General features: G+C 67.0%; 18 protein-coding genes and 6 pseudogenes. 12 read left to right on the top strand and 12 right to left on the bottom strand.

Translation table 11 applies throughout. The features are described 5' to 3' along the window. The first annotated feature begins 54 nt into the window (after positions 1–54). A complete protein-coding gene (locus tag OHS82_RS41770; protein ID WP_328435875.1) occupies positions 55–219 on the top strand; it encodes a hypothetical protein in 165 nt (54 codons plus the stop codon). A gap of 363 nt (positions 220–582) precedes the next feature. Here OHS82_RS41770 and OHS82_RS41765 read toward each other — a convergent pair whose 3' ends face one another. After that, positions 583–2,931, bottom strand: a complete 2,349-nt coding sequence (locus tag OHS82_RS41765; protein ID WP_328435873.1) for a right-handed parallel beta-helix repeat-containing protein — start codon at positions 2,929–2,931, stop codon at positions 583–585. Positions 2,932–3,287: 356 nt separating this feature from the next. On the opposite strand from OHS82_RS41765, the pseudogene OHS82_RS43650 reads away from it, so the two are divergent. After that, positions 3,288–3,414 (top strand): annotated as a pseudogene (locus OHS82_RS43650) (IS110 family transposase); the annotation flags it as partial. Between the two features lie 65 nt (positions 3,415–3,479). Here the strand turns inward: OHS82_RS43650 and OHS82_RS41760 are convergent. The 3 genes and pseudogenes from OHS82_RS41760 to OHS82_RS41750 form a co-directional block, all read right to left on the bottom strand. After that, complete coding sequence (locus OHS82_RS41760) at positions 3,480–4,538, bottom strand: transposase (RefSeq protein ID WP_328435871.1); 1,059 nt, start codon at positions 4,536–4,538, stop codon at positions 3,480–3,482. A gap of 41 nt (positions 4,539–4,579) precedes the next feature. After that, a pseudogene (locus tag OHS82_RS41755) lies at positions 4,580–4,858 on the bottom strand (recombinase family protein); the annotation flags it as partial. Between the two features lie 414 nt (positions 4,859–5,272). Further along, positions 5,273–5,743 carry a DIP1984 family protein gene (locus tag OHS82_RS41750; RefSeq protein ID WP_057577396.1) on the bottom strand — a complete coding sequence of 157 codons (471 nt, stop codon included), beginning with the start codon at positions 5,741–5,743 and terminating at the stop codon, positions 5,273–5,275. Positions 5,744–5,844: 101 nt separating this feature from the next. Here OHS82_RS41750 and OHS82_RS41745 point away from each other — a divergent pair. Further along, positions 5,845–7,269: pseudogene (locus OHS82_RS41745) on the top strand (transposase). A gap of 160 nt (positions 7,270–7,429) precedes the next feature. On the opposite strand, the gene OHS82_RS41740 reads toward OHS82_RS41745, so the two are convergent. Further along, positions 7,430–8,389 (bottom strand): helix-turn-helix domain-containing protein, encoded by a 960-nt coding sequence (locus OHS82_RS41740; RefSeq protein ID WP_328435869.1) that lies wholly within the window; start codon positions 8,387–8,389, stop codon positions 7,430–7,432. 238 nt (positions 8,390–8,627) lie between these two features. Here OHS82_RS41740 and OHS82_RS41735 point away from each other — a divergent pair, with 238 nt between their 5' ends. The 5 genes from OHS82_RS41735 (at position 8,628) to OHS82_RS41715 (ending at position 13,464) form a co-directional block, all read left to right on the top strand. Continuing rightward, positions 8,628–9,473: an SDR family oxidoreductase gene (locus OHS82_RS41735; protein ID WP_328435867.1), complete on the top strand. Its 846-nt coding sequence runs from the start codon at positions 8,628–8,630 to the stop codon at positions 9,471–9,473. Positions 9,474–9,545: 72 nt separating this feature from the next. Further along, positions 9,546–10,028 carry a nitroreductase family deazaflavin-dependent oxidoreductase gene (locus OHS82_RS41730; RefSeq protein WP_328435866.1) on the top strand — a complete coding sequence of 161 codons (483 nt, stop codon included), beginning with the start codon at positions 9,546–9,548 and terminating at the stop codon, positions 10,026–10,028. Positions 10,029–10,392: 364 nt separating this feature from the next. Then, positions 10,393–11,373, top strand: a complete 981-nt coding sequence (locus tag OHS82_RS41725) for an aldo/keto reductase (protein WP_328435865.1) — start codon at positions 10,393–10,395, stop codon at positions 11,371–11,373. A 91-nt stretch (positions 11,374–11,464) separates the two neighbouring features. Further along, positions 11,465–12,007 (top strand): NAD(P)H-dependent oxidoreductase, encoded by a 543-nt coding sequence (locus OHS82_RS41720; RefSeq protein WP_328435864.1) that lies wholly within the window; start codon positions 11,465–11,467, stop codon positions 12,005–12,007. Between the two features lie 449 nt (positions 12,008–12,456). Then, entirely contained in the window at positions 12,457–13,464 is a 1,008-nt protein-coding gene (locus tag OHS82_RS41715; protein ID WP_328435863.1) for a recombinase family protein, read from the top strand. A 168-nt stretch (positions 13,465–13,632) separates the two neighbouring features. Here OHS82_RS41715 and OHS82_RS41710 read toward each other — a convergent pair whose 3' ends face one another. Both OHS82_RS41710 and OHS82_RS41705 read right to left on the bottom strand, forming a co-directional pair. Further along, the gene (locus tag OHS82_RS41710; RefSeq protein WP_328435862.1) at positions 13,633–14,439 is read right to left on the bottom strand and encodes a helix-turn-helix domain-containing protein; all 807 of its coding nucleotides are present in this window, start codon (positions 14,437–14,439) and stop codon (positions 13,633–13,635) included. A gap of 106 nt (positions 14,440–14,545) precedes the next feature. Further along, positions 14,546–15,355, bottom strand: a complete 810-nt coding sequence (locus tag OHS82_RS41705) for an alpha/beta fold hydrolase (protein WP_328436173.1) — start codon at positions 15,353–15,355, stop codon at positions 14,546–14,548. 577 nt (positions 15,356–15,932) lie between these two features. On the opposite strand from OHS82_RS41705, the pseudogene OHS82_RS41700 reads away from it, so the two are divergent. Then, positions 15,933–16,606, top strand: a pseudogene (locus OHS82_RS41700) (formylglycine-generating enzyme family protein). A gap of 57 nt (positions 16,607–16,663) precedes the next feature. After that, a complete protein-coding gene (locus OHS82_RS41695; protein WP_328435860.1) occupies positions 16,664–17,464 on the top strand; it encodes an aminoglycoside phosphotransferase family protein in 801 nt (266 codons plus the stop codon). Positions 17,465–17,594: 130 nt separating this feature from the next. On the opposite strand, the pseudogene OHS82_RS41690 reads toward OHS82_RS41695, so the two are convergent. From OHS82_RS41690 to OHS82_RS41675, 4 genes and pseudogenes are all read right to left on the bottom strand, one after another. Further along, positions 17,595–17,930: pseudogene (locus OHS82_RS41690) on the bottom strand (Tn3 family transposase); the annotation flags it as partial. A 557-nt stretch (positions 17,931–18,487) separates the two neighbouring features. Next, positions 18,488–18,958: a hypothetical protein gene (locus OHS82_RS41685; protein ID WP_328435858.1), complete on the bottom strand. Its 471-nt coding sequence runs from the start codon at positions 18,956–18,958 to the stop codon at positions 18,488–18,490. A 166-nt stretch (positions 18,959–19,124) separates the two neighbouring features. Continuing rightward, positions 19,125–19,715 carry a hypothetical protein gene (locus OHS82_RS41680; protein WP_328435856.1) on the bottom strand — a complete coding sequence of 197 codons (591 nt, stop codon included), beginning with the start codon at positions 19,713–19,715 and terminating at the stop codon, positions 19,125–19,127. A gap of 295 nt (positions 19,716–20,010) precedes the next feature. Continuing rightward, the gene (locus OHS82_RS41675; protein WP_328435855.1) at positions 20,011–20,598 is read right to left on the bottom strand and encodes a TetR/AcrR family transcriptional regulator; all 588 of its coding nucleotides are present in this window, start codon (positions 20,596–20,598) and stop codon (positions 20,011–20,013) included. Between the two features lie 58 nt (positions 20,599–20,656). Between OHS82_RS41675 and OHS82_RS41670 the strand changes: the two genes are divergently transcribed. Together OHS82_RS41670 and OHS82_RS41665 are read left to right on the top strand one after the other, a co-directional pair. Further along, positions 20,657–21,601 (top strand): patatin-like phospholipase family protein, encoded by a 945-nt coding sequence (locus tag OHS82_RS41670; protein WP_057577311.1) that lies wholly within the window; start codon positions 20,657–20,659, stop codon positions 21,599–21,601. Then, positions 21,598–23,091 carry a flavin-containing monooxygenase gene (locus OHS82_RS41665; protein ID WP_057577310.1) on the top strand — a complete coding sequence of 498 codons (1,494 nt, stop codon included), beginning with the start codon at positions 21,598–21,600 and terminating at the stop codon, positions 23,089–23,091. The genes OHS82_RS41670 and OHS82_RS41665 overlap by 4 nt, the downstream gene beginning before the upstream one ends. On the opposite strand, the pseudogene OHS82_RS41660 reads toward OHS82_RS41665, so the two are convergent. Continuing rightward, a pseudogene (locus OHS82_RS41660) lies at positions 23,063–23,823 on the bottom strand (hypothetical protein). The gene OHS82_RS41665 and the pseudogene OHS82_RS41660 overlap by 29 nt on opposite strands. Between the last annotated feature and the right edge of the window lie 209 nt (positions 23,824–24,032).

Here is a 24,032-nt window from a genome sequence, read left to right as displayed (position 1 = left end):
ATCCACCCCCACGTCGTCAGCGAGATCCGGTAGATCCGCGCGGAGGACTTCGCGATGCCCGCGCCGGTGAGATACCGCTCGACCGCCGCGGTGTACGACGCCGGCAGGGCGGACAGCGGCACCACCCGGGCGCGCGGCACACGCAACGCGCCCCCGCTCCCGAGTTCGGTCACCGGTTCGATCGTCACGCCCCCCGCCCTCCCGGCACTGCCGCAGTAAATGCGTACACCTCGGCCGGGCGGGCGAAATGGCCCGCCGCAGGTCGCGATGATCACGGTAGAGGCTCCGCCACAGTAAATCCGGTATTTACTGCGGCGCCACCCTGACGAGCCAACAGGTGCGGGAGGTCTGGTAAGCAGAACCGCCGCTCATGCGTTCCCTGCACGGTGTCATACCGTCACGACGCGTGTGTGCTCCCATGGTTGGCGTGGCGTTGGCGGCACGGGAGTCGTCCTGGAACACTCACCGCCTTCGAAGCGCCACCGGCCCGCTGTGTCGTAAACGTTCACCACGCTCAGTTGACCCACTGTCGGATTCGATGAGATGCGGCATACCCGATATCAGGTCCGTCCGCGCCTCCGCCTATTCCAACAGGTTCGCCTTTCTCATCTTGTCAAGAAGTGCGTTGAAATCATCCTTCAGCTGGCCAATGTTCGTCGCATTCGATTTCGTCTGTTTTTCCGCGCGCTGTGGAAGCGGTTCAATGCACCATTTATTTGCGGGATCATCCAAGTCGTAGAGCGTCTGCCAAACTAGGTGATTGTCGGTAGTCAAGCTTCCAACGCTCTGGGTGTGATTGTCCCAGGGATCCTGCTCACCGGAGACATTGAGTCCCGGGTCCAACGGGCCATCGGTGATGTAGGCGGTCAGCCGATACAGGAAGTGATTGGCGTGCGTCGGCCTGACGGTTTGCCCTATGTGGTAGTGCGTCCCCCGAGTCCAGGCACGAGCCAGTTCCCCCTTTCCACACGCAGCCTGCACCGCCCACCCGATCGGGCCTCGGCGCGTTTTATTATCGAGGGCATTGAGGATCAGATCACCTGGGCTGTAGAAGTTGCAGCTACCCACAGAGGTATCGAAGGGAGTTCCGCTATAAACAACGCAGATTCGCCGCTCACCTTTATCGGTATCATATCTTCCAATCCATGCTTCCGGAAGCATCAGCTTGCCGGGAAGCGGACCGTTTTCGTACGCGGTTTGATAGTACGTATGGAAAGGCAACCCATGACTCAGAAGGGACGCTTCGACCCTGCCCTTGATACCCGGGGGACCTGTCTGGACTTGGGTGCGGAAGAGGGAGTCCCCCGCGAGTTGCAACTTGCCGTCCACCGTCACGATCTGAAAATCATGAATGATCGTGGGATCCTCACCATAGCTGCCGAGGGTGTTGGACGTTGTGACCTGAGGCTTATATTCGCCCTCACACTCCCACACCAAACCATCGAGCTCTTCCAGGTCTGTATCCGGCTTGAAGTCGGGCATGCCCTTCTTTTCGGGAGGTAGGCCGTTCACTCCAAAAGTACGCCCGGCGCGAGTTGCTCGATATACGTATCCGTTCCCGGGCGTCTGCACCTCGCCTTCCTCGATATCGACCCCCGTCTCGGCGATCCAATACTTGTGCACTTTGGAATAGTCATTTACCACGCGGAGTGCAGAAGGTCCCTTGCCGAGAGAGTTGAAGCCCCAAAACACTGAGTCGGAGGTGGTGTCTATATCGCCTCCAATGACAGCGATATTCCTACTCTTGAATACCGATGGTGCATCGATTTCGCCGTAGCAGCCGACGTACACGGAGGGCCTCGTTTTGCCGTCACAGCTATAGTTTCGGCGTCGGTTTGCTGCAGTGTGACACGAAACGAAGGTGGAGCCAAGTCGCGAATTGTCGCAAATTCCATCACGCCCATTTGCTGTGGCGGAAACGTTCATAATTAGCATGTTACTGGCGTTGTCGTTGCCCAGGCTGCCCATGTCGAGCCCATTTTGGCCGTTGCTGGTAAGAAGGCAATCACGTATCTGCACGCCGCTGGCGTCGACCGCCGGCGCGTCGAGGTTTGAGGATATCTCTATTCCGTTACGCCTAAAACTGACCACGCTCATTCTCTCGATGCATGCGCCGGTCGCCATAACTCGTATGCCATCCATCTGCGGAGCCTGGAAGGTGGCGGCAGGCATCCCTTGAGCGGGGATCGAATGGAGGGCGAGCTGACGAAGCACAGCATAGTCCGCACGGCCGCGAGGGGGCGTCATGGCCAATCCGGTTGCATAGCCCACCAGGGCAATTGCGCAATAAACGATCTCCCCGCCGACTGCACCTATGTTGAGATTGAAATTTCCGGATTCGACATCTGCGAGTATGCGACTGGTTTCGTCATGACGAGCAAGGCCGGCACCCTCCAGAATGCAACCCTTCGAGATAACGAGAGGCTTCTTAATACGGTAGTCTCCGGGCGGGAGGTAGACGACGCTGCCGTCAGTAGTGTCGAGTCGCATCGCGCAGTCCAGGGCGCTTTGGATCGCGTCCGCGTCGTCGGTGTTGCCGTTTCCCACTGCTCCGAAGTCGAGCACGCTCAGGCGCGTGTCGCGACGGGGGCGGATTGTCACCGTGCCTGAAGCATCGCAGTCGCCGATCCAGTTCGGAGCGCTCACGCATTCCTTACTTGCAGCGCGGACGAGCTGTCCCGAACTGTCGACGCCAACCGCGCCGGACTTACCACCGTCGGAGCCCAGGCTGCGAAGGGTGAAAACACCACTTATTTGAACTTTGACTTTGACGTTGTGCGGGGGATCCACCGTTTCCAGCGCGACCCCGAAGAACGGACTGGTATGCAACTTCTCCGTCTCGATAGCCGGGGTGACGGTGCCTGATCCTGTGGTGCGGACCGCCTGGCCGGCTGTGATGCGCTGTGCGGCTTTCATGTTTTCGATGTCCATCGGAACGTCCCTGCCGTCGAGGCTTCGTCGGTCGGACGGGTCGGCGTGAGCGCGGCCGAAGCGCGCGAGCACCCGACCTCGGGGGCGAAGGTCGGTATCCTTCGGCGGTGCACGCAACACAACACCGTTTGGGGCCTCTTGCGCTATTCGCCCTTTCCACGCTAGGCGTGATCACCAGCCTTCGCACTTCGCCAAGGCTCGATGGCCGTCCCGACAGCGATCATGTTGATCAGGGCCGAGTGCATCCACGGCCGGGAGTTCGCCACCAAGGGCCGGCTCCAACTCCCTGGCCAGTACCACACCGAAGCAGTTGGGAGCACGATGTCGATGTCGTCGACGTGAGCGTCCTCCTCGGGATGGACGTCCGCAAGACCGCTCACCAATGGCCACGGACTCATCCCGGCCGGCAATAAGGTCTTCGACAAGCAGCTGCCCAACAGTGAGCCGAAGCTGCGGGCCGTCTTCGACAAGGTGGTTGCAGAGCGCGCCATTGGAGCTCGGGTGCCCTTTCGGCTGTACTGGCGCAGTTCATGGCATGGATTGCACCGTCACGCGACCATCCGTAGCCGCCCTACTGCTTCGTTCTCGGGCGGCTCCATGTCCAGGTGCCAGGTACCGAAGCGGCGGGTCTTGCTGGTGATGTACGGGGTGACGGTGGCCAGGTCCACCGGGTCCACCTCCCACCCCTCGTCGATGAGGTCATTGGCCACCTTCGTAATGTCCACCGCGGTATGAAAAATGAGGCAGTTCGCCAGCAGCTCGTTGAACTTGATGGTCTTCTCCTGGTGGTCCGGGTCGTTGTCCTGGAGCACGTCGGAGGCGAACATCAGCCAGTTGCTGAACTTGTGGAACGCCTCGACCTTGTTCGTCATCGCCTGGATCGACTCGCGCAGCTCCGGTTCCGACAAGAACCTGAGGAGCACGATCGTCCTCATGACCCGACCGAGTTCGCGGTACGCCTGGTAGATGCGGTTGCGCCTGGACTCGTTGCCCAGCCTGCGCAGCAGCGCGGCCGAGGACAGCCGCCCCTCGCGGATCGACAGCACCACGCGCATGAGGTCCTGCCAGTGGTTCTCGATCAGCCGCCAGTTGATGACGTCCTTCTCCGGGTCGCCGAACAGCGGGTCGATGTGCTGGTACTTCATCATGGCGCTGGGCCGGTAGAAAGTCAGGTCCTTCCAGTTACGGATGCGCGGCAGCAGCTCCACCCCGAGCATGTGCGCGAGCCCGAAGACAGGCAGCGACTGGCCTTGCGTGTCCCCGTGGACGATGTCCACGGTCACCTCGGACTGGTTCTTCAACAGGCCCTCGAACAGATACACCGCCTCCCACACGCCACACGGGATGAAGTGGCTGAAGAGTGCGATATAGGTATCGGACACGTGCCTCATCGAGATGCCACCAAATCCCCCATACCGGATGTGGGACTCGGCCAGCATGTTGTTCTCCCAGGTGTCGTACTGGGAGCCGTCGATCCCGGCCTTGCCGACATCGCCCCACACGTGCGCCATGTCGATCTGAATGAACATGTCGATCACGTCCGCCGAGGCGGCGTTCAGCTTTTCCGCGGTGATGTGCTGATTGCCCGCCAGTGACAGCTCATGCACCGAGACCTTCTGCCGCATGTGCCGGGCGACCTGCGCGGGCCCCGCAGCGCGACCTGGTCGCGGTGGAGGACGTCGAGCACGTCGAGGATGTGCCCGGTGCCGCGTACGAGGCGGAACATCTCGGAGATGTGCACGGTGTCGCCCGGCCGCGCGTAGGTGAGGAGCTCGCGGAACTTCGGGCGCTGGAGGGGGTGGAGACGACTGGAGGTTCCCGGGTCCTCCTCGAAGACGACCGGGTCCTCGATGCCGGCCTCGTCCAGGACGAGGTTCTGCCGGGCGGTGGACTGCTGGTCGGTCGAGACCCGCTTGTCCTGTCGCACTGCGTCTGGCGTGTGGTGGGCTGCTGACCTGCGTGGTTGCCGGGTCGTTTGAGACCGCCGGTGACCAGCGTTGCGTTCTCAAACGACCCGGCTTTCGCGGAAGTCTCGTTCGCGATAGATGGAGGAGCCCACCAAAATCGCCAACCGTGTCCGCCGGAGATCGCCGCTCCTCATGGTGCTGTGATGTGGAAAGCCCCGAACCCGCCCTCGCCGCCTCGGATCTGCACGTGGTGATGTGCTGTGCGATGTGCACTGTTACCTGTACGCGGTGCTGAGCTGCACTGTTATATGGGGAGTCGAACCCCCGCGTTGCTCTTCACGCGCCAGGAGTGGGCTGGAAAACCACCAGCCCTCGGTGTGTGCACGCCTCCGAAGCTGCTACCTGCTCCACATCGTCCCAGCTTGCTGGACTACTCAGTCCAGCAGCTCGACCTCCCAGTTCGTACGCTGGATCCGCACATCGACCTCGCGGATCTCCCGAGCGAGCGCATCCGCCTGTCCCCGTAGTTCTGCGACCGGAAGCGCGGAAAGCATCATCAGCTCGGACCGAAGCTGCCGGCCGTATCCCCGATCGCCCTTACCCGCCGCTGCGTCCGCCGCCGCGGTGACCACAGAGTGACGCAACCGCAGGACATCCCGGCGTGCGAGGGCATCGGTGAGCGTGCCGTCCGGCCCCATCTCCACGGTGGCATTGGTGCGGTTGATCCGCCGGATCAACGTTTCCAGAGCGTCCAGCACCTCACCGGCCTCAGCCAACAGCTGAGCTGCATCCTCGGCGGGTGTCTCCCCCTCCTGGTACCGTGCACTGCTGACGACACGCGCTCGCAGTTGTTCTACACGGCGCGTCGCCTCCGCGCGTTCTGCCAGTGCCTCAGCAAGCTTCACCGTCTCCACCTCCCCCTCCATGAACTCGCACGAGTATACGAATGCGAACCGGCTCATACGCACCTGGATTTTGATCCGCCGGATGTCTGATCAGCCACTGGGTGAGAGCGGACAGCCGCTGTCCTGTCGAAGTGCATCTGTCAGATAGCGAGCCGTTGACCTGCTGGGATGCCAGGCCGATTGAGGAGACGGAGGCTCGGGCTTCTCAAACGACCTGGCTTTCACGCAGGAGTGGTTCACAGAACCACTCATGGCGGCAGCAGGTGAGACGTACGTGCGGAATCCCCCGGCACCCCGGCGCAACCGGTTGTCAGTGCTGTTCGGCAGGGTGTGCATGTGACGAATCGAGACGAGGAACGTGGCGCCGCCATCTGGTCTGGACTGCCTCCGACGGTCGCGTCGCGGTCACTGGCAAGCACGGCGAGGGCGAGGCCGTCCTGCGCCGGGTGCGGCACCTGTTCGTCAACCGCACCAACCTGCGCGCGGCGCTGGTGCGGCTGGTCAACGCCACCTTTGCCGCCCGCGATGCGGCGTGGTGGGGCGAGGGAACCGCCTGCACCAGCGACTCCAAGAAGTTCGGCTCCTGGTCCAGCAACTTCATGACCGAGTGGCACCAGCGCTACCGCGGCCCCGGGGTGATGATCTACTGGCGCGTCGAGAAGAAGTCGCTGTGCGTCTACAGCCAGCTCAAGTCCTGCTCGGCCTCCGAGGTCGCCGCGGTGATCGAGGGCGTGCTGCGGCACTGCACGGACGTGGAGATCGACCGGCAGTACACCGACACGCACGGCGCCTCCATCGTCGGGTTCGCCTTCGCTCACATGCTCGGCTTCGACCTGCTCCCGAGGCTGAAGAATGTCGGCTCGGCCAGGTTGTACCGGCCGGCGGCCGGGGAGGACGAGAAGTGGCCGAACCTGGCGCCGGTGCTGTCGACCAAGACGATCGACTGGGACCTGATCCGCCAGCAGTACGACCAGATCGTGAAGTACACCACCGCCCTGCGCCTGGGCACCGCCGAGGCCGAGCTGCTCCTGCGGCGCTTCACCCGCGGCGGACCCAAACACCGGACGTAACGGGCGATCGAGGAACTCGGGCGGGCGGTGCGTACGGCGTTCATCTGCGACTACCTCGCCGACGCGGACCTGCGCCGGGAGATCAGCGACGGGCTCCAGGTGGTGGAGAACTGGAACTCCGCCAACCATGACCTGTTCTACGGCAAGGACGGCGACCTGACCGGTTCCGACAAGGAGTCCCAGGAGGTGTCCATGCTCGCCCTGCACCTGCTTCAGTCGGCGTTGGTGCACGTCAACACTCTGCTCCTTCAGGACATCCTGAGCGAGGAGAAGTGGCAGAAGCGGCTCACCGACGCCGACCGGCGGGCCCTGTCCCCGCTGTTCTGGACCCACGTGAACCCCTATGGCCGGTTCGAGCTGGACATGAACAGCCGCCTCGATCTGGACCTGTCCATCCGGACGACGGTGCCCAGCCCCCGCACCCCGCAGGGAGAGACAGCCGCAGCCCCGGCATGACACCTCGGGCCCTGTGCCTGGTCGGATCCCGAGGCGCCTCGACCGCGTCCGTGTGAACCGCTCGCCACCCTCGCCCGCCCCGATGCGTTTCGGGTGATGTCGTCCGGGTGGTCAGTTGTGGTGTTCGCGGGCGGGCATGTCGCTTCGAGTGGCCCGTCGTTCAGTCGGGTGTCTCGGTCGAGTCGGCGCGTTTCGAGTCGTTGGCCGGCGCGGACCGCTCGATGTCCTCGTTGTCCGTGGCCCAGCTGGCCAGCAGGTTCAGGGCGTCCTGCGAGGGTGAGTGGGGCTCGGCGGTGTAGGTGAGGAGGAACTGGCTGGGGTCGCCACCCACCGGGAAGGTTTCGAACGGTAGGTCGAGGTCGCCGACGACCGGGTGGTGCAGAAGTTTCACGCCGGTGGTGTGCATGCGGACGTTGTGGGCGGCCCAGCGGTGACGGAATTCCGCGCTGCGGGTGGACAGTTCGCCGATCAGGTCGGTCAGCCGCCGGTCGTAGAGATCGCGGCCGGCCTCGGCGCGCAGCATGGCGACACAGTCGCCTGCGACCTGGTCCCAGTCGCGGAAGAATTCAGTCGCGTGCGTGTCGAGGAAGACGAACCTGGAGTTGTTGGGCGGGCGCACCGGGTCGGCGTAGACCGGGGAGTACAGGGCGCGCCCGAGGTGGTTGGCGGCCAGGATGTCCCCGCGTCCGCTGAGGATGAAGGCGGGTGTGCCGGTCATCGAGTCGAGGACGCGCTGCACCGTGGGCCGTACACGCTGCTGGGCCGGTCGGCGGCGGGGCGGACGGGTAGTGCCGGCGCCGCGCAGGAGGTCGAGCAGGTGGATGCGTTCGGCCTCGTCGAGCTGCAGTGCTTGCGCGATGCCCTCGATAACGCTCTCGGAGACTCCGGTGGCGTTGCCGCGCTCCAGCCGGGTGTAGTACTCGCTGGAGATGCCCGCCAGCAGGGCGACCTCCTCGCGGCGCAGCCCGGTGACCCGTCGGCGCTCTCCGCCGTACAGGGGCAGTCCGGCCTGCTCGGGGGTGACCCTGGCCCGTCGCGTGCCCAGGAATTCCCGGATCTCCGCACGGAAATCATCGCGGATATCGCGGATTGTGCCGTTGGGGTCGTTTCTGCCTGCCATGCGCTTCACTCTACGAGCGCGTCCGCCGGGTTGGGGGTCCCTGTCAGGGACCCCCTCAAGAGGGACTCCCACACTCTCGTGACAAGCGGTTTTGTTGGTGGTGCACCGCCCACGGCGGTGTGAACCGCCCGGACGGACGGCGCTCGTACCGCCGGTCCCAGCCCCCTCCGCGGCGCTGCATGCATCACCCCCCGCACACACCAGGTGCCGGATCACGGCGTCTGAAAGGAAAATCCTCATGAGCAAGGTCATTCTCGTCACCGGCGCCGGACGCGGCCTGGGCGCCGACATCGCCCGCGAGGCCCTCACCGCCGGCCACCAGGTCGTCGCCACCGGCCGTCGCCCCGACGAGGTCGAGAAGGCCCTCGGCGGACCGCAGGACAACCTGCTGGTCACCGAGCTGGACGTCACCAGCCTGGAAGACGCCGAGGCCGCCGCGCAGGCAGCCGTCGACCGTTTCGGCCGTATTGACGTCCTGATCAACAACGCCGGGTATCTTGTCGCCGGCTACTTCGAGGAGATCTCGCCCGCACAGATGCGCCAGCAGTTCGAGACCAACCTCTTCGGCCCGATGAACGTCACCCGCGCCGTCCTGCCCATCCTGCGCAAGCAGCGCGCCGGGCACATCATCACCATCACCTCGACCGCCGGACTGGTCGGCATGGAATTCACCTCCGCCTACGCCGCCTCCAAATTCGCAGAAGAGGGCTGGATGGAATCCCTGCGCTACGACGTCAAGCCCTACGGGATCCACACCACAGCCGTGGAGCCTGGTTACTTCCGCACCGAATTCCTCGTGGACGGGTCCCCCACCTGGCCCGAGCTGTCCATCGGCGACTACACCCCGCGCACCGCCCCCAGGATCGAGGGCATCAAGAGCATCAACGGCAAGCAGGCCGGCGACCCCGCCAAGCTCGCCCGTGCCCTGCTGATCATCGTTGACCAGGACAAGCCCCTGCAGCGCTTCGTCGCCGGCGCGGACGCCATCGAGGCCGCCGAGGCCAAGGCGAAGGAACTCCTCGCCCAGGCCAACGCCTCCCGCGAACTCGGCGACAACCTCGCCTACGACGACGCCCACGCCTGAGCACCACACCCGGATCCCGGCTGAGGCGCAGGGCCGCCCCGGGTGCGTTTCGACAGCACGGAGAGAGTCAACATGCCCCTCAAAGGCGAGTACGAGCCGAGCAAGGCGCAGTTTGTGCGGGACCAGGTGGAGCTGTACGAAAGCTCCGGCGGTACGCAGGGAACAACGCTGAGCGTCCTGGTCGCACGGAAGGAAGACGAGAGACTCCGGGACCTGCCCGTCGTCCTCCTGACCACCCTGGGCGCGAAGAGCGGCAAGATCCGCAAGACCCCGGTCATGCGGGTGGAGCACGACGGCGTCTACGCTGTGGTCGCCTCCATGGCAGGAGCCCCCAAGCACCCGGTCTGGTATCACAACGCGGTGGCCGACCCCCGGGTCGAGCTGCAGGACGGCCCGGTGCGCCAGGACATGCTGGCACGCGAGGTGACCGGGGACGAGAAGGCCCTGTGGTGGGCCCGGGCCATCGAGGCGTTCCCCGACTACGCGGAGTACCAGAAGAACACGGAACGTGAGATTCCCGTCCTCGTTCTGGAGCCGGCGGCCCACGAGCACTGACCCGACGCAGCCCGCGGGCCCACCGCAGCCTGGCCCTGGTAACCCCAGCGTCGGACCCCACCTGACAGCGGCCAGCTCGAATCCCCCGCGGTCGGCCCGCCCGGCCGCCTGGACGAAGCACATCACAGACGACCGCGGCATCGATGTCCTCGGCAGCCTGACTTTGAGACGACACCACGCCTGAGCACCATGCCCGGCCGAGGCCGGAAGCCGCCGGGTGCGCCCACGGCGCTGACCCGCTACCCGGGCAACGACGCCCGCGTCGTCAGCGCGCGGATCACCCCAGCACGGTCCGCCAACGAGTGGCGCCCCACTACTCACGACCACCGAACGGTCTGACGGCCGTCACGACAAGGAGTACCTGATGAAGCACGTATCCCTGGGCGGGCTCGATGTCTCCCGCATCGGCCTGGGAGCCATGACCATGGCCGGCATGTACACCACGGGCGGAGGGCTCGACGACGCCGAGTCGATCCGCACCATTCACCGTGCGCTCGACCTCGGGGTCACCCACATCGACACCGCCGAGATCTACGGCCCCTTCCACAGCGAGGAAATCGTCGGCAAGGCCATCAAGGGCCGCCGCGACGACGTCGTCGTGGCGACGAAGTTCGGAATCGTCTCCCACGGCGGCGACGGCCCCGGCGTCATCGACAGCAGCGCGGCCAACGTGAAGACCGCCGTCGAAGGCTCGCTCATGCGGCTCGGCACCGACCATATCGACCTCTACTACCAGCACCGTGTCGACCGGAACACGCCCATCGAGGAGACCGTCGGCGCGCTGGCCGAACTGGTCGCCGAAGGCAAGGTTCGCCACATCGGACTCTCCGAGGCCAGTCCCGAGACGATCCGCCGGGCACACGCCGTGCATCCGGTGGCCGCGCTGCAGACCGAATACTCCCTGTGGACCCGCGACGTCGAGGCCGAGATCCTCCCGCTGCTGCGCGAGCTCGGTATCGGATTCGTGCCCTACTCGCCGCTCGGCCACGGCCTGCTGACCGGGCAGATCCGCACCGTCGACGACTTCGCCGACGACGACTGGCGCAAGACCAACCCGCGCTTCACCGGCGAGAACTTCCAGCGCAACCTGCGCATCGTCGATGAAGTACGGGCCATCGGCGCCGAGATCGGTGCCACCCCGGCCCAGACCGCGCTGGCCTGGCTGCTGACCCGCGGCGACGACATCGCCCCCATCCCCGGAACCCGCCGGGTCTCCCGCGTCGAGGAGAACACCGCCGCCGACGGCATCGAACTCAGCGCCGCCCAGCTCGACCGCCTCAACAACCTCACACCGGCCGCGGGCGAACGCCACGACGAGGCGAACATGGCCACCATCGACCGCTGATCCGACGCCCCGGCGATGTGCTGACCCGTCGCATCCGACCAACCCGCATCCGCTCACCCATCTCCCTGATCACTGAAGAGGTTTTCTCATCATGTCCAAGGTTCTCCTTGTCGTAGCTCACCCCGACCTGTCCCAGTCGAAGGCCAACGCGGCTCTGGTGGAAGCCGTTCGCGATCTGCCCCATGTCACGGTGCACGATCTCTACGCCACCTACCCTGACTTCCAGATCGACGTCGACGCCGAGCAGGCCCTGCTGGCGGAGCACGACGTAATCGTCTTCCAGCATCCGGTGTTCTGGTACAACACCACCCCGCTGTTCAAGCTGTGGCAGGACAAGGTATTCACCTTTGGCTGGGCCTTCACCCTGGACGGTTCTGCCTCGCAGCTGGCCGGCAAGAAGGCCGTCGTCGCCGTCACCGCCGGTGTCCCCGCCGATCACTACACCCCCGAGGGCGCGAACAAGGCCACTCTGGAGACCCTCCTCAACAGCTGGGAGGCGACCCTGCGGCTGTGCCAGCTCGACTTCCAGCAGCCGATGGTCAAGGTGTACGGCACCGCCTTCGGGCTGTCCGACGAAGACCTGAACACCGCCGCCAAGCAGTACAACGAACTGCTCGCCTCCTTCGCCGCCTGACCGCACTCTCAATACAACAGCCGCCCTCGCTGATCGCAACGCCGCGGGCATAACCCTGCCAGTCTTCCGGTCACTCCTCGCCGGATCAGTGCCAAGCGACTGGAGACTGGTAGGACCACCCGCGCCGCGGAGATCTACGAGGAACTTGCGGCTCGCTGGTCGGCTGCTCGACTGGTCGGCTGCCCGGCTGCCCGGCTGCCCGGCTGCCCGGCTGCCCGGCTGCCCGGCTGCCCGGCTGCCCGCGAAGGATCTCGAAGTCGTGCCGCAAGCGAAAGCAGCATCGAGGCCCTCGAAGAACAGCCCCTCTCATAAACGGTCCTTTGCGCGAGCAAGATCAATACTGGGCCGCCGAACCCCTGTCGGTCCCGGATTCGTTCTCAGAACCCGTTCTCACTCAAAAGCGGGACGGACCCCCTTCTGAGACTTGCATGGTGCGAAAATCCGGGCCCATGACGGCCCCTCAGCAGCCCTCCCCGTCCGACCGGTCGGACGCGGGCGACGTCGAACAGCACGCCTGTCCGAAGTGTGATGCTCAGCCCGGCTCGCCGTGCCGCTCGCGCGGCGGCGCGGTCGCCTCCGCCTACCACACCCGCCGCTTCACCCAGGTGCCCCGGCTGAAGAAGGCGCTGCGTGTGCCGACCCCGGCCGACCGCGGACCGGGCCGGCCGTGGCGGCCGGGCACCCTGCCGCCGGCCCCGATCGACCCGGAGCTACCGAGCGGGGACATCCGCATCGGCTACGCCCGCTGCTCGACCCCCGGGCAGGAACTCGACTCCCAGCTCGACGCGCTCAGCAAGCACGGCATCCCGAGAGACAAGATCTTCAGCGAGAAGATCAGCACCCGCGTCCGGGTCCGCCCCCGGTTCGAGGAGGCGCTCCGTACAGCTCGAGAGGTCAAGGCGCACGCCCCGCACTGCCGCGTCATCTTCACCGTGTACGAGATGAAGCGGCTCGGCCGCGACGCCGCCGAATTCACCGCACTCGCTGACCACCTCACCGCGCACGGCCTGGTCCTGGAGATGCTCGCCGGCCCCCTGCCCGGCATCTACGACCCGACGGGGCCGGGGAAACTGCTGTTCGCGTTCTTCGCGGCGATGGCGGAGACCGAGCGGGAGAACATCCGGGAGTCGACGCTGGAGAGGCTCGACACCGCGGCCCGCAAGGGCAAGCACGGTGGCCGGCCGCCGGTCATCACCGATGACATGCTCCACACCGTGCTGAGGCGCCGTGCGGGCGGCGAGTCCGTCGAGCAGATCCAGCCCGACCTGATCATCCCCACCGGCAAGCGCAAGGGACACAACCCCTCCGTCGCCAGCATCTACCGGGCGCTCGCCGAACACGCCAAGCGCGAGGCATACCCCGAAGCCGTCGACCAGGCCCACGCCGACTTCGCCGCCCTTCAGGTCGGCGAAGTCCCCGGACCCCGCCCTGCTTTCCGCGACCGAGCGTCACTCTGATTACAGAGAGCTACTTGTCACTTCGCCGTAGCTTCGGGAGAACAGGGCCTTGTAGACGTCCTGTCGCATTGGATCTGTCGGCTTCCCACCCGTTCTCGTTCGTGCTGTCCGATTCTCATCCGGGCAAGTGCTGAGGGCCGCCGCCTGCTCCGTTCGTGGAACCTGTGCTCACCTCGCCGGGACCTGACGAAACGCAGACGGTGACGGCGGCAGGTCGGCGAACGAAGTCGGCCACGCGACGTCGTCGATCGCGAGCCACGGTGCAGCGGCCACGGCGGTGGGCGTCACCCCGGTGAACGCCTTGACCTCGCGGTGGAGGTGGGACTGGTCGACGTAGCCGCTTGCGGCCGCCACCCGAGCGGTGGCGTCACCCGCTGCGAGAAGGTGGGCGGCGTGGTCGAAGCGCACCAGCTGGGCGGCGCGCTTGGGAGTGAGGCCGATCTGGCACCGGAAGCGGGACCACAGGCGCTTACGGCTCCATCCCACCTCGTTCGCCAGGCTGTCGACCCGTACCCGTCCCCGGCTGGTGAGCATCCGCCACCAGGCAGCCGCGATCTCCGGATCGAGCGGCGGGCGGGCGTCCAGCCGTCGGCCAAGGACATCCGCCGCGATCGTGAACCGTTCGTCCCACGACGTGGCGGCGCGCAGCCTGTCCTCGGCTCGCCCGGCGTCGCGACCCCAGACATCTTCCAGGCAGACCACGGTCCCGACGAGCTCGGTCGATGCGCCGAGCACTGCAGCCGCCACGACCGGCGACAACCGAATCTGGAGGCACTGGCCTGCCTCGGCCGTCCGGCCGCTGATCCGAAGGTCGCCCGGGATCAGTCCTACGACCACGCTGCCGCGTTCGCGTCGGCCGTGGGCGTCGTAGACGAGACCGTCTCCTTCGCTCAGGTCCACGAACAGGGTGACCGAGGGGTGCGCGACCATGGCGATGTCCACGAGCGCCGGGACACGTTGACCGAACCCGGCCATGCTGATCCCGGGCAGTCGCTCTGACTGCCGCGGGATCGCGACCTCCACCGACGTCCAGTCAGGTGGTGACTCTGTGGCCCACACAGCACCAGGGTAGCGATCGGTGTCAACGGCCTGCCGCCGCGAAGGCCAGCAGCAACTCGCTTGTCGCCTCCGGCGCTTCGAACATAGGGAGGTGCCCGACGTCGGGCAGTTGCTCGACGCGCGCGTTCGGCACCGTGTCGTAGTGGTGTGCCGAAGACGGATCCCAGCGGCGGTCGGCAGCGCCGAAGATCACCAGGACCGGGACGTCGAGGGCGGTGAGGCGCTCGGAGACGCTCCGCTCGGCGATGTACGCGGTGTTTCGGCGCAGCACCGTCCTGAACGTGCGATAGCCGATGCCCCGGACCTCGGCGACCAGGTCGTCAGGGACGTCCACCGGGCGGTTGCATACCGCGGTCACCCCCCTGCGGAGCATCGCGTCCGAGCGGATCGACCAGAGGAGCGGGCCCAGCGGCGGGGCAATCAGCATCCGAAGGAGGACGGGCTGCGGAAGGAGCGCGTCGGGACTCGGACCGGTGCTGATCAGCGCGAGCGAACCAACCAGGTCAGGGCGCTGTTCGGCAAGCGCGGTGGCGATGTATCCACCGCTGGAGTGCCCGACCACGGTGACCGGACGAAGGCCGAGCTCGTCGAGCACCGCGGCCAAGCGGCTCGCCTGCTCAGGCACGTCGTACGACGGCGCGGGCGAGGACTGGCCGTGACCCGGGAGGTCGACTCGGATGACGTGATACTGGTCGGCGAGTGTCGGCACCACCGGGCTCCAGGAGCCGCCCGAGAATCCCGATCCGTGGATGAGCACCAGCGGCGGCGCCTGCAGCGGGCCATAGTGGACCACATGCATCCCGAGCAAGTGCGTGACGTCGTCATGTCCCATGTACGGGACGATGCCTGCGCTGCCCGCTATCAGTCTTGTACAAATGTCGTCGCGAGGCTGACGCTCGCCGGACACCTCTACCTCCACGGCGAGCAGGACTTCCACGAAAGCCAGGCCGTTTGAGAACCTCAGCCATCGGCAGTCTCCAACCATCTGGCATTCATGCAGGTCAACGAGTCGCTACCCGCCACCTACACCGCGACGGGACAGTAGACCAGGTTCGCCACCGAAGGGCCCCTTCCGTACGGAGGATCGGACCGTATCTGTCATCAAACCCTGTCAGCAATCACCAACGGATCTGATTGGATTCGCGCCGCCGCGAACCCCCGGATTGCACGGGTTCATTGGACGCGTCGACTGCCTGTCGTCAAACGATCGTCTGCCGACAGGCGCAAGCTGGCCGGCGATCAGCCTTGGGGAGATTGACCTGTGCCAGTGAACGTTGATCGATGGCCACTGACGGATGATCGATGGCTGTCTGTGTCAGTGAAGGACGACTTGCAGATTCGTGTCAGCCAAGGACAACCGTTCGGCTCTGTCGTTTCGCACTGACAGGTCTCGTTAGGATCTCCTGACCATGGACGTGATGACGGGGAACGAGATGATCGCCATCCCGCCGGGGCAGGTGACGCTGTCGGACCGGCGGACACAGCGCAGTTGGTCGGTCGAACTTGCGCCCTACCAGCTCGCGGCATCCCCGGTCACCCAGGCGTTGTACGCACAGATCACAGGCCAGCGGCCCAGTACCACCCCTGGGGACCAGTTGCCCGTCGAGTGCGTCTCCTGGTGGGACGCGACGCGGTTCTGCAACGCCCTGTCCCGGTGGGCCGGCCTCACACCGCGTACCACATCCGTGCCGAGGCTGAAGTCATCGAGTGGGACGCGTCCGCCGACGGGTATCGACTGCCGACCGAAGCCGAGTGGGAGCACGCCTGCCGGGCCGGGACGACCGGGCCGCACTACGGGGATCTCGACGAGATCGGCTGGTACCGCGGTAACTCGCACGAGCGCATCCACGAGGTGGGCGGCAAACGCCCCAACTCGTGGGGGCTTTTCGACATGCTCGGCAACGTCTGGGACTGGTGCTGGGACGTCTACGACGCCGAGGTCTATGGCGCCTACCGGGTGCTCCGTGGCGGTGGTTGGTTCGATGAGCACTGGAGTTGCCGGGCCTCCGCGCGGCGCCGCAGCCACCCGACTTTCCAGGTCGACGACGTGGGATTCCGCGTCGCGCGTTCCGTCGTACGTTGATCCACGTCGTGCGCAGGCCGCCCCGCGCGGGGTCGATCTGCCGATAGCGTGATCCTCATGACGGCTGAAGACGAGGCGCTGGTCGGCGGGATGGTGAACGTGGGGGCGGTCTTCCGCCGGAGGGAGTTGGTGGAGCGACCGGCACCGCGCAATGCACGCGCCCTGCATGCCTATCTCCTTGCGCTGAAGGAGCACGGCTTCGACGCGGCGCCGGCCCCTGTCGGTCTCACAGCGGATGGCCGTGAGCAGCTGACCTTCATCCCTGGCGACGTGGCTCTGCCGCCGTTCCCGGACTGGGCGATGAGGAGTTCTGCCCTCGAATCGGTGGGGAGCCTGCTGCGGCGTCTGCATGAGACCAGCGCGGCCGTCGCGGTCGACACCCGTGCCGAGTGGCCGCGGGACCTGGCCGACCCGGAGGGGGGAACGATGCTGTGCCACAACGATGTGTGCCCGGAGAACGTCGTCTTCCGCGACGGTCGTGCCGCGGCCCTGATCGATTTCGACTTGGCGGCCCCGGGCCGTGCCCTCTGGGACATCGCCATGACCGCCCGTTATTGGGTGCCCATGCTTGATCCCGAGTCCGCGGCTGCTCTCCATCCCCCTGGGCTAGAGACGGCCGCACGGCTGCGGATTCTTGCCGACGGCTACGGCCTCTCGGCGGAGGGCCGCGCCGAGTTGCCTGGCGTCGTCGAGCAGGCCACGGAGGTCTGCCGGGCCTTCGTCGCCCACCGCGTAGCCAGCGGAGACCCTACCTATCTCCAGGCGTTGGCCGAGCGTGGTGGATGGGATCGCTGGGACCGCGTGCAGAGGTGGCTGGTGGACCACCGCAAGACGTTCACAGCTGCCCTGCTGAACTGACCGGCCCGGCCCCGTTCGAGGACAAACTCAACGGGTGTCTCTTGGTGCCGCGTGCGGCAACGCTGGGAGCACATCCGGCTGCGGGCCGGGATCGAGGGCACCGCGTAACCCTTGAGCAGCGCCCTCCTGCTCACTCCTCGCCCTGTTCGTCCTCATCCAGTTCGTGCGCATCCGGGTCGCGAAGCGGACGCAGGGCACCGGCGGCCGGGACGCTGCCGGCGAAGTTGTAGCGGCCGAGCAGGTTCAGGTTGCGGTGCTTGAGCGGGGAAAGTCGGGCGATGTCCTCTTCCCGGATGTCGTGGCCCTCGGCTTGGAGCTGGGCGACGGCGGCGTCGATGTACTTCGTCGTCCAGAGCACGATGGCGTTGAGGACCAAGCCGAGCGCGCCGAGCTGGCCCTCCATCCCGTCCCGGTACGCCTGGTGGATGGTGCCGCGCTTGCCGTGGCACACGTCCCGGGCCAGCTCAGTGACTTGAGATCAACTCGCCTTATCCCACAGTTGGTTCGGGTCAATGTCGCGAGCCGTCCCGGGACCCGGGCGCGGCACATCCTCACACGCTCAGCACCCGCTTCGAGCGGGCGCTCCTCGTTGCCCGGTCGGGTGATCTCCACGATGCCATCCGCAGGCTCCAAGTCCTCCTCGGCGACCAGGAACGCATTCTCGGGCTGCACTCACGCACTCTGAGCAACCGCCACCAGCTCGGCAGACTCCTGGCACAGACCGGCGAACCGGGACAAGCCCTGCGAGCCCTGTCCGAGGTGCTCCGCGACCAAGAACATTTCCACGGCACCTCCCATCCCCGCACGCCGGCAACTCGGTACGACCACTTCCTGGAAAGCGCGGAAGGATGTGGCGGATGCGCGACCTTTCGCGGCGGCCGTACCGGCAGAGGTGAGCGGGTGAGCGGGTGAGCATCCTCCCAGCGCGATCCCGCCGAGGCGCAGGGTTGCCGCGTTCAAGGGACCCGTTCCGCGAGCCGAACCAGGAACGTGCTCATCCTTCGGGAACCCTGACGGCGCCGCTCAGGCGATCCATCCCTCAACGTGTCGGTGACGCTCCAATCCCAGAGCGGTGAACTCGTCCTCCCCGGCGCCCGCCACGACACCCAGCCGCCGAAGTGCCTGCGAGATGGCACTGCCGGCCGGCGGGAGAGGACGACCCTCCGGTACCCGGAGCGGTCCCAGCACGATGGCGCCGCCGTCCCACACGACAGCCTGCTGCTCGCCTACGCCGCCGAAGTACTCGGCTTCCACGTAGGCCACCGGTCCAGCGGTCGACCAGTCAGCGAGGGTCTTCGCGAACCCTCCGGGCAGCCGCCAGAACCCCAACGCGCCCGTATCGACGCCCTCCGAGAGGGAATCAAAGAGGGCGTCCGTCATCGGCAACAGCGACAGGCCTTGCCCGAGCGACGCCAGCCGAGCAGCGGACAGCACCCTCACCGCGGCGTTCAGCACCTCTTCTCCAGCGATCACTGCTTGCAGGTCGTAACTCATCCCCACGCCCCCTCGAACGATCGAATCCCCCCGTCTTGGGGCACACGTCGACACCGAACCCGCGCGGCACCAAACGTTCAGCGCCACCGAACACCCACGGACCCAGCCGGTCACCTGCACGATCACAAACGCTGTACCTGCACGTTGACAGCACGGTCCAGGCCCCTCACCAGCCGTGCTGGGCGTCCCCCAGCACGGTCCCGCCGAGGAACGCGGCGAGTTTCTCGGCTCGCGGAAGATCGCCCCACTTGCCGACGTGGACGAAAACCGTGTGATGGCCAGCCGGCTCAGACCAGTTGACGTCGTCGCCGTTGAAGACGACTTCGACGCCGTCGTACGCGGCAACACCAACCGAATCCGTCTCCGCGTCGTCCGGCCATCTGCCGGACAGGCCGATCGAGGCGATGCCTCGTCCCAACGCCCTGACGAACTCGTCTTCCACGGTGTCCGGCGGGACGTAGTGCAGGACCGACACGGGCAGCTCGGGTTCCAGCAGAGAGTCCTCCACCTTGACGATGTCCAAGCCGGCCTGCGCGAACCCACGTCCAGTCGTGTCCACTCGGGCTCTGTGGTGGCTGAACTCGGCCGAAGGCAGCACCGCTGCCATCATGTGCACATCCTCGACGGTCACCAGTTCGGCCATCAGGGCGACCTCGTCGTCGTGCTCCTCCAGCAGTGCGTTCAGGCGCAATGCCTGCGTCCATGCCTCGACGACGTCCGTGCTGCGAAAGACCGGATAGGCCCGTGAATTGCCCACGCGCCATACCCTCGCACACCGTGGTGCGGATGCTCCCGTGGATTTCGCCGGAAGCGCTGCGCCCGGCGGCGGGCTGCTGGGCGCAGCCTGCCCTCGAGCCGTGACGGGCACCGCCAGGACTCGCGGCCCGGTGCAGTGCTTCCTCGCGCGCCGGTTCTGCCGTGCGTTCAGTGCCTCCTGCCTGCGGTGGCGAACGTGCCCGTGCAGCGCCGACCAACTCGACGGTGAAGGCTACGTGTTCGGTGTCGTGCATCGTATGCAGCCGTGCGCCAACACCCCCGCGAATCGGAGCGTGTCACTCGGTCAGGAAGCGGTGGAGCAGGTCGACGACGGGCTGCACGGGGACGGTGGGGTCGAAGGCGCGCTGGACGCCGATGCCGATGCCGATGCTGAGCAGGATCAGGGCCGCGGTGTCCGCCGGCATGCCGGGCGTGACGTCCAGTTCCTGCGTCTGAGCCCGGATGAGGTCCGCGAGGACCCCGGTGACGGTGCGGCGTCGATGGGCGAGCTGCGCGCAGACCTGTGCGTCGTGGCGGTTGGCGGTGGCGAACTCGACCTCCAGGGCGGTCCACGAGCTGTCGCCGATGTGCTGTTCGGCCCAGCGGGCGAAGCCGGCGAGGCGATCCTCGACGCGTGGCTCATCGCCCATCGCGGCGGCTATGTGCGCGACTTGCTGCATGGCGATGCGGTCGAGGACGGCCAGGCAGAGCTCGTTCTTGGTCGAGAAGTTGGAGTACACCGCGCCCTTGGAGTAGCCGGCGGCCTCCGCGACCCGCTCGATGGAGGTGGTCGTGAAGCCGTCGCGCAGAAACAACTCGTGTGCGGTGTCGAGGACATGTTCGCGGGTGCGGGCCTGACTCTCGGCCCGGGTCAGTCTTGCCACCCCCGCAGAATACCGCTAGCTTCCAGATTCCCTTGATATCTGAATTCCAGGAGGATCTGTGACACGACGGCGTGCGCTCGTCATCGGGTGTGGCGGCACACTCGGATTCGCGTGGACCATCGCCGCGCTCGCCGCCGCCGAGGAACAGCTGAACTGGGACGCGCGCACCGCCGAGGTGCTGGTGGGGACGTCCGCCGGAGCGGAAGTCGTGTCCGCTCTCGGCTCCGGACGGTCCGTGTCCGACCTGCTCGCGGCGTTACGGGCCGAGCCAGACGCGGACCCTCTGCTGCGCAACCACATCCACACCCACCCCGGTGCGCTGCCTCCGGTTCCATGGCCCGGGCTGCCCGGCGCCGGGCTGGCCGCGGCCGCCGTCCGGGGCCGGATCTCACCGGGTTCGGGGCTGGTCGGGCTGCTGCCACGCGGTCGGGGCGATGCGCGCTGGCTGCACCGGTTCGGCGCCGCCCTGGCGGACGGCGGACCCTGGCTGGACTCCACGCGCACCTGGCTGATCGCGGCCGACGCGCGTTCGGGCCGACGGGTCGCGTTCGGCGCGCCGGGAGCCCCGGCCGCGGACCTCGGCAGCGCCATCGCAGCGTCCTGGGCGATCCCCGGCTGGTTTCCGCCGGTGCGGATCGGCGGACGGTCCTATGTCGACGGCGGAGTGCTGTCGCCTACCTCGGCGGACCTGCTGGTGCCCCTGGGGCTGGACGAGGTCGTGATCGTCGCGCCCATGTCGACCTCCGGGGGCGCGCCGGCCACCGGTCTGAGCCGTTTCGAAAGGGTTCTGCGCCGGTGGATGACCAGGACCGTCGATACGGAAGAGGCACGGCTGCGCGCGGCGGGATGCCGCGTGGTCCGCATCGAGCCCGGAGCGCAGGAACTGGCCGTGATGGGGCCCAACTTCATGGACCTGCGGCGGCGGCCGGCCACCCTCGACGTTTCCCTGCGCACGGCACCCGACCGCGTCAAGCGAGCCATCGACAGGAGCATCCAGGCATGAGCACACATCTCGAGGTCATCGTCGTCGGCGCAGGCATCTCCGGAGTGGGCGCGGGGGCCAGGCTGCGCGAGGCCGGCATCCGGGATTTCCTGATCATCGAACGGTCAGACGACTTCGGCGGCACGTGGCGTGCCAACACCTACCCCGGTTGCCAGTGCGACGTGCCGTCCCGCCTGTACAGCTACTCCTTCGCCCCCAATCCGGACTGGACACGGGTGTACGCCCACCAGCCGGAGATCCTCGCGTACGTGAAGCGGGTCGCCGACACCTGCCGGCTTCGCGAGCGCACCTTGTTCGGGGTGTCCGTGACGGAGGCCCGATGGCAGCCCGGAGAAGCCCGCTGGCTCGTGCGCACGGATGCCGGCGAGTTCACTGCCCGGTTCCTTGTGGCCGGAGCCGGCCCGTGGAACGAGCCCCTTCTACCGGACGTCCCCGGCCTTGACCGCTTTCCCGGCGAGGTGTTCCACTCCGCGCGCTGGAACCACGACTACGATCTGCGCGGCAAGCGGGTCGCGGTCCTCGGCACCGGCGCCTCCGCCGTGCAGTTCGTCCCGGCGATCGCGCCTGAGGTGGCCCGACTCCATCTGTTCCAGCGCACCGCCCAGTGGGTGCTCCCCAAGCTCGACCATCACATACCGAAAGCCGAGCGCTGGGCGATGCGTCGTCTGCCCGGCGCGCGGGCCGCGGTGGCGTCGCTGGAGTACCGGGCCATGGAGGCGCTCGGACGGGGGTTCAGGCGCCCCTCGCTGATGCGCGGCGTTCAGGCCGTCGCGCGGGCCCATCTGCGCGCGACCGTCCGCGACGCGGGACTGCGCCGCAAGCTGACTCCCGACTACACCCTGGGCTGCAAGCGCATCCTGTTCTCCAACCACTACTACCCGGCACTGAACCGGCCGAATGTCGCCGTGCACGCCTCGGCAGCGCAGGCCGTCGAAGACACCATCGTGCGTGGGGCCGACGGCAGTTCCGCCGAGGTGGACGCGATCATCCTGGGCACCGGATTCCACATTCTCGACACGCCGCTCTCGGGTCTCGTCCACGACGGAGCGGGCCGCTCGCTCGCCGACCACTGGCGGGGTTCCCCCGAGGCGTACCTCGGCACCGTCGTCGCGGGCTTCCCCAACGCCTTCCTGCTCCTCGGCCCCGGCCTGGGCACCGGGCACTCGTCGGCGTTCGCCATCCTGGAAGCGCAGCTCGACCTCGTCCTGAGCGCCATCAGGGCCGCGCGGGAGGGCAGTTGGACGGCCCTGGAGGTACGCGGCGACGTCCAGGCGGCGTACAACGCCCGACTGCAGGCCGCTCTGGCCGGAACCGTCTACAACTCCGGCGGGTGCAGGAGCTATTACCTGGACGTCAACGGTCGCAACAGCTTCAGCTGGCCCTGGTCCACCGACCGGCTCCGCGCCGAGGTCGGCCGGTTCGACGCGCGCGACTTCACCGTCACCCGTACCGCCGACGGCGTCACCGACCTACGGCAGAGCACCGCGTGACCGGAGCCCGGCATCCACAGCGCACCATCCCGCGACGTGTCACGGAACCCCCGGCTCGCCCTGCTGGTCCGCGAGCTCTGGGAGGCCCCGCTCGGCGGGGTTGAAGGCGTGCTGCTTGACCGGGCGGAGCCGTCCTGCCGCCCGCTGCCGATCGACCACATGTGGGTCTGTCCCGACCGGCTCGGACTCGGGTGGCCACGACGATCGGCGTGGCAGCGGAAACCTTCGACAGGGTGAAGCCGTCGAAGGATCGCGACACACGTTTCGCCTTCCGCGGCCGGCGCGGGTCAGCCGCTGCGTCGGCGGGCGCGGGTCGGCCGCTGCGTCGGCGGGCGCGCAGGGCGTTCCAGTGGCGTAGCCGTTCGCTGATCTGGGCTTCGTAGCCGTTGCGGGTGGGCTGGTAGTACGTCTCGTGGTCCATGCCTTCGGGGAGGTAGTCGGCGCCGGAGGAGCCGTCAGCGGTGTCGGGGTCGTACTGGTAGCCCTTGACGTAGCCGAGGTCCTTCATCAGCCGGGTCGGGGCGTTGAGGATGTGGGCGGGCGGCATGAGGGAGCCGGTGCGCGGGCAGCGCGGTGTGCGGCGTCGAAGCCGCGGTGGACGGCGATGGATTCGGGGGCGGTGGCGAGGTAGACGACGGCCTGGGCGATCGCCAACTCGCCCTCGGGAGAGCCGAGTCGCTCGTACACGTCCCAGGCGGCGAGGGCCTGCTGGACGGCGTGCGGGTCGGCCATTCCGATGTCCTCGTTTGCGAACGAAGACCTTCCGCAGGTCGGCCACGCCGGAGAAGGTGGCCGACACCGGTTCGAAGGCCAGGTTGCTGCCGTCGGCGAGGAGCCGGGCGATGGTCGTCTTCCCGATGCCGGGAGGCCCCCACAGGGCGGCCGAGCTGAGGTGCTGCTGGACGACCGTGCGGCCCAGCGGGGCGTCCGGGGCCAGGAGG

Source organism: Streptomyces sp. NBC_00425, from assembly GCF_036030735.1.
GTDB lineage: Bacteria > Actinomycetota > Actinomycetes > Streptomycetales > Streptomycetaceae > Streptomyces.
This window is presented reverse-complemented; position numbering and strand designations above follow the sequence as displayed.

Coding starts and splice junctions, on each gene's coding strand:
- OHS82_RS41770 (WP_328435875.1), top strand. CDS start 55: ATGCCCGCGCCGGTGAGATACCGCTCGACCGCCGCGGTGTACGACGCC.
- OHS82_RS41765 (WP_328435873.1), bottom strand. CDS start 2,931: ATGGACATCGAAAACATGAAAGCCGCACAGCGCATCACAGCCGGCCAG.
- OHS82_RS41740 (WP_328435869.1), bottom strand. CDS start 8,389: ATGGCAGGCAGAAACGACCCCAACGGCACAATCCGCGATATCCGCGAT.
- OHS82_RS41735 (WP_328435867.1), top strand. CDS start 8,628: ATGAGCAAGGTCATTCTCGTCACCGGCGCCGGACGCGGCCTGGGCGCC.
- OHS82_RS41730 (WP_328435866.1), top strand. CDS start 9,546: ATGCCCCTCAAAGGCGAGTACGAGCCGAGCAAGGCGCAGTTTGTGCGG.
- OHS82_RS41725 (WP_328435865.1), top strand. CDS start 10,393: ATGAAGCACGTATCCCTGGGCGGGCTCGATGTCTCCCGCATCGGCCTG.
- OHS82_RS41720 (WP_328435864.1), top strand. CDS start 11,465: ATGTCCAAGGTTCTCCTTGTCGTAGCTCACCCCGACCTGTCCCAGTCG.
- OHS82_RS41715 (WP_328435863.1), top strand. CDS start 12,457: ATGACGGCCCCTCAGCAGCCCTCCCCGTCCGACCGGTCGGACGCGGGC.
- OHS82_RS41710 (WP_328435862.1), bottom strand. CDS start 14,439: ATGGCCGGGTTCGGTCAACGTGTCCCGGCGCTCGTGGACATCGCCATG.
- OHS82_RS41705 (WP_328436173.1), bottom strand. CDS start 15,355: ATGGGACATGACGACGTCACGCACTTGCTCGGGATGCATGTGGTCCAC.
- OHS82_RS41695 (WP_328435860.1), top strand. CDS start 16,664: ATGACGGCTGAAGACGAGGCGCTGGTCGGCGGGATGGTGAACGTGGGG.
- OHS82_RS41685 (WP_328435858.1), bottom strand. CDS start 18,958: ATGAGTTACGACCTGCAAGCAGTGATCGCTGGAGAAGAGGTGCTGAAC.
- OHS82_RS41665 (WP_057577310.1), top strand. CDS start 21,598: ATGAGCACACATCTCGAGGTCATCGTCGTCGGCGCAGGCATCTCCGGA.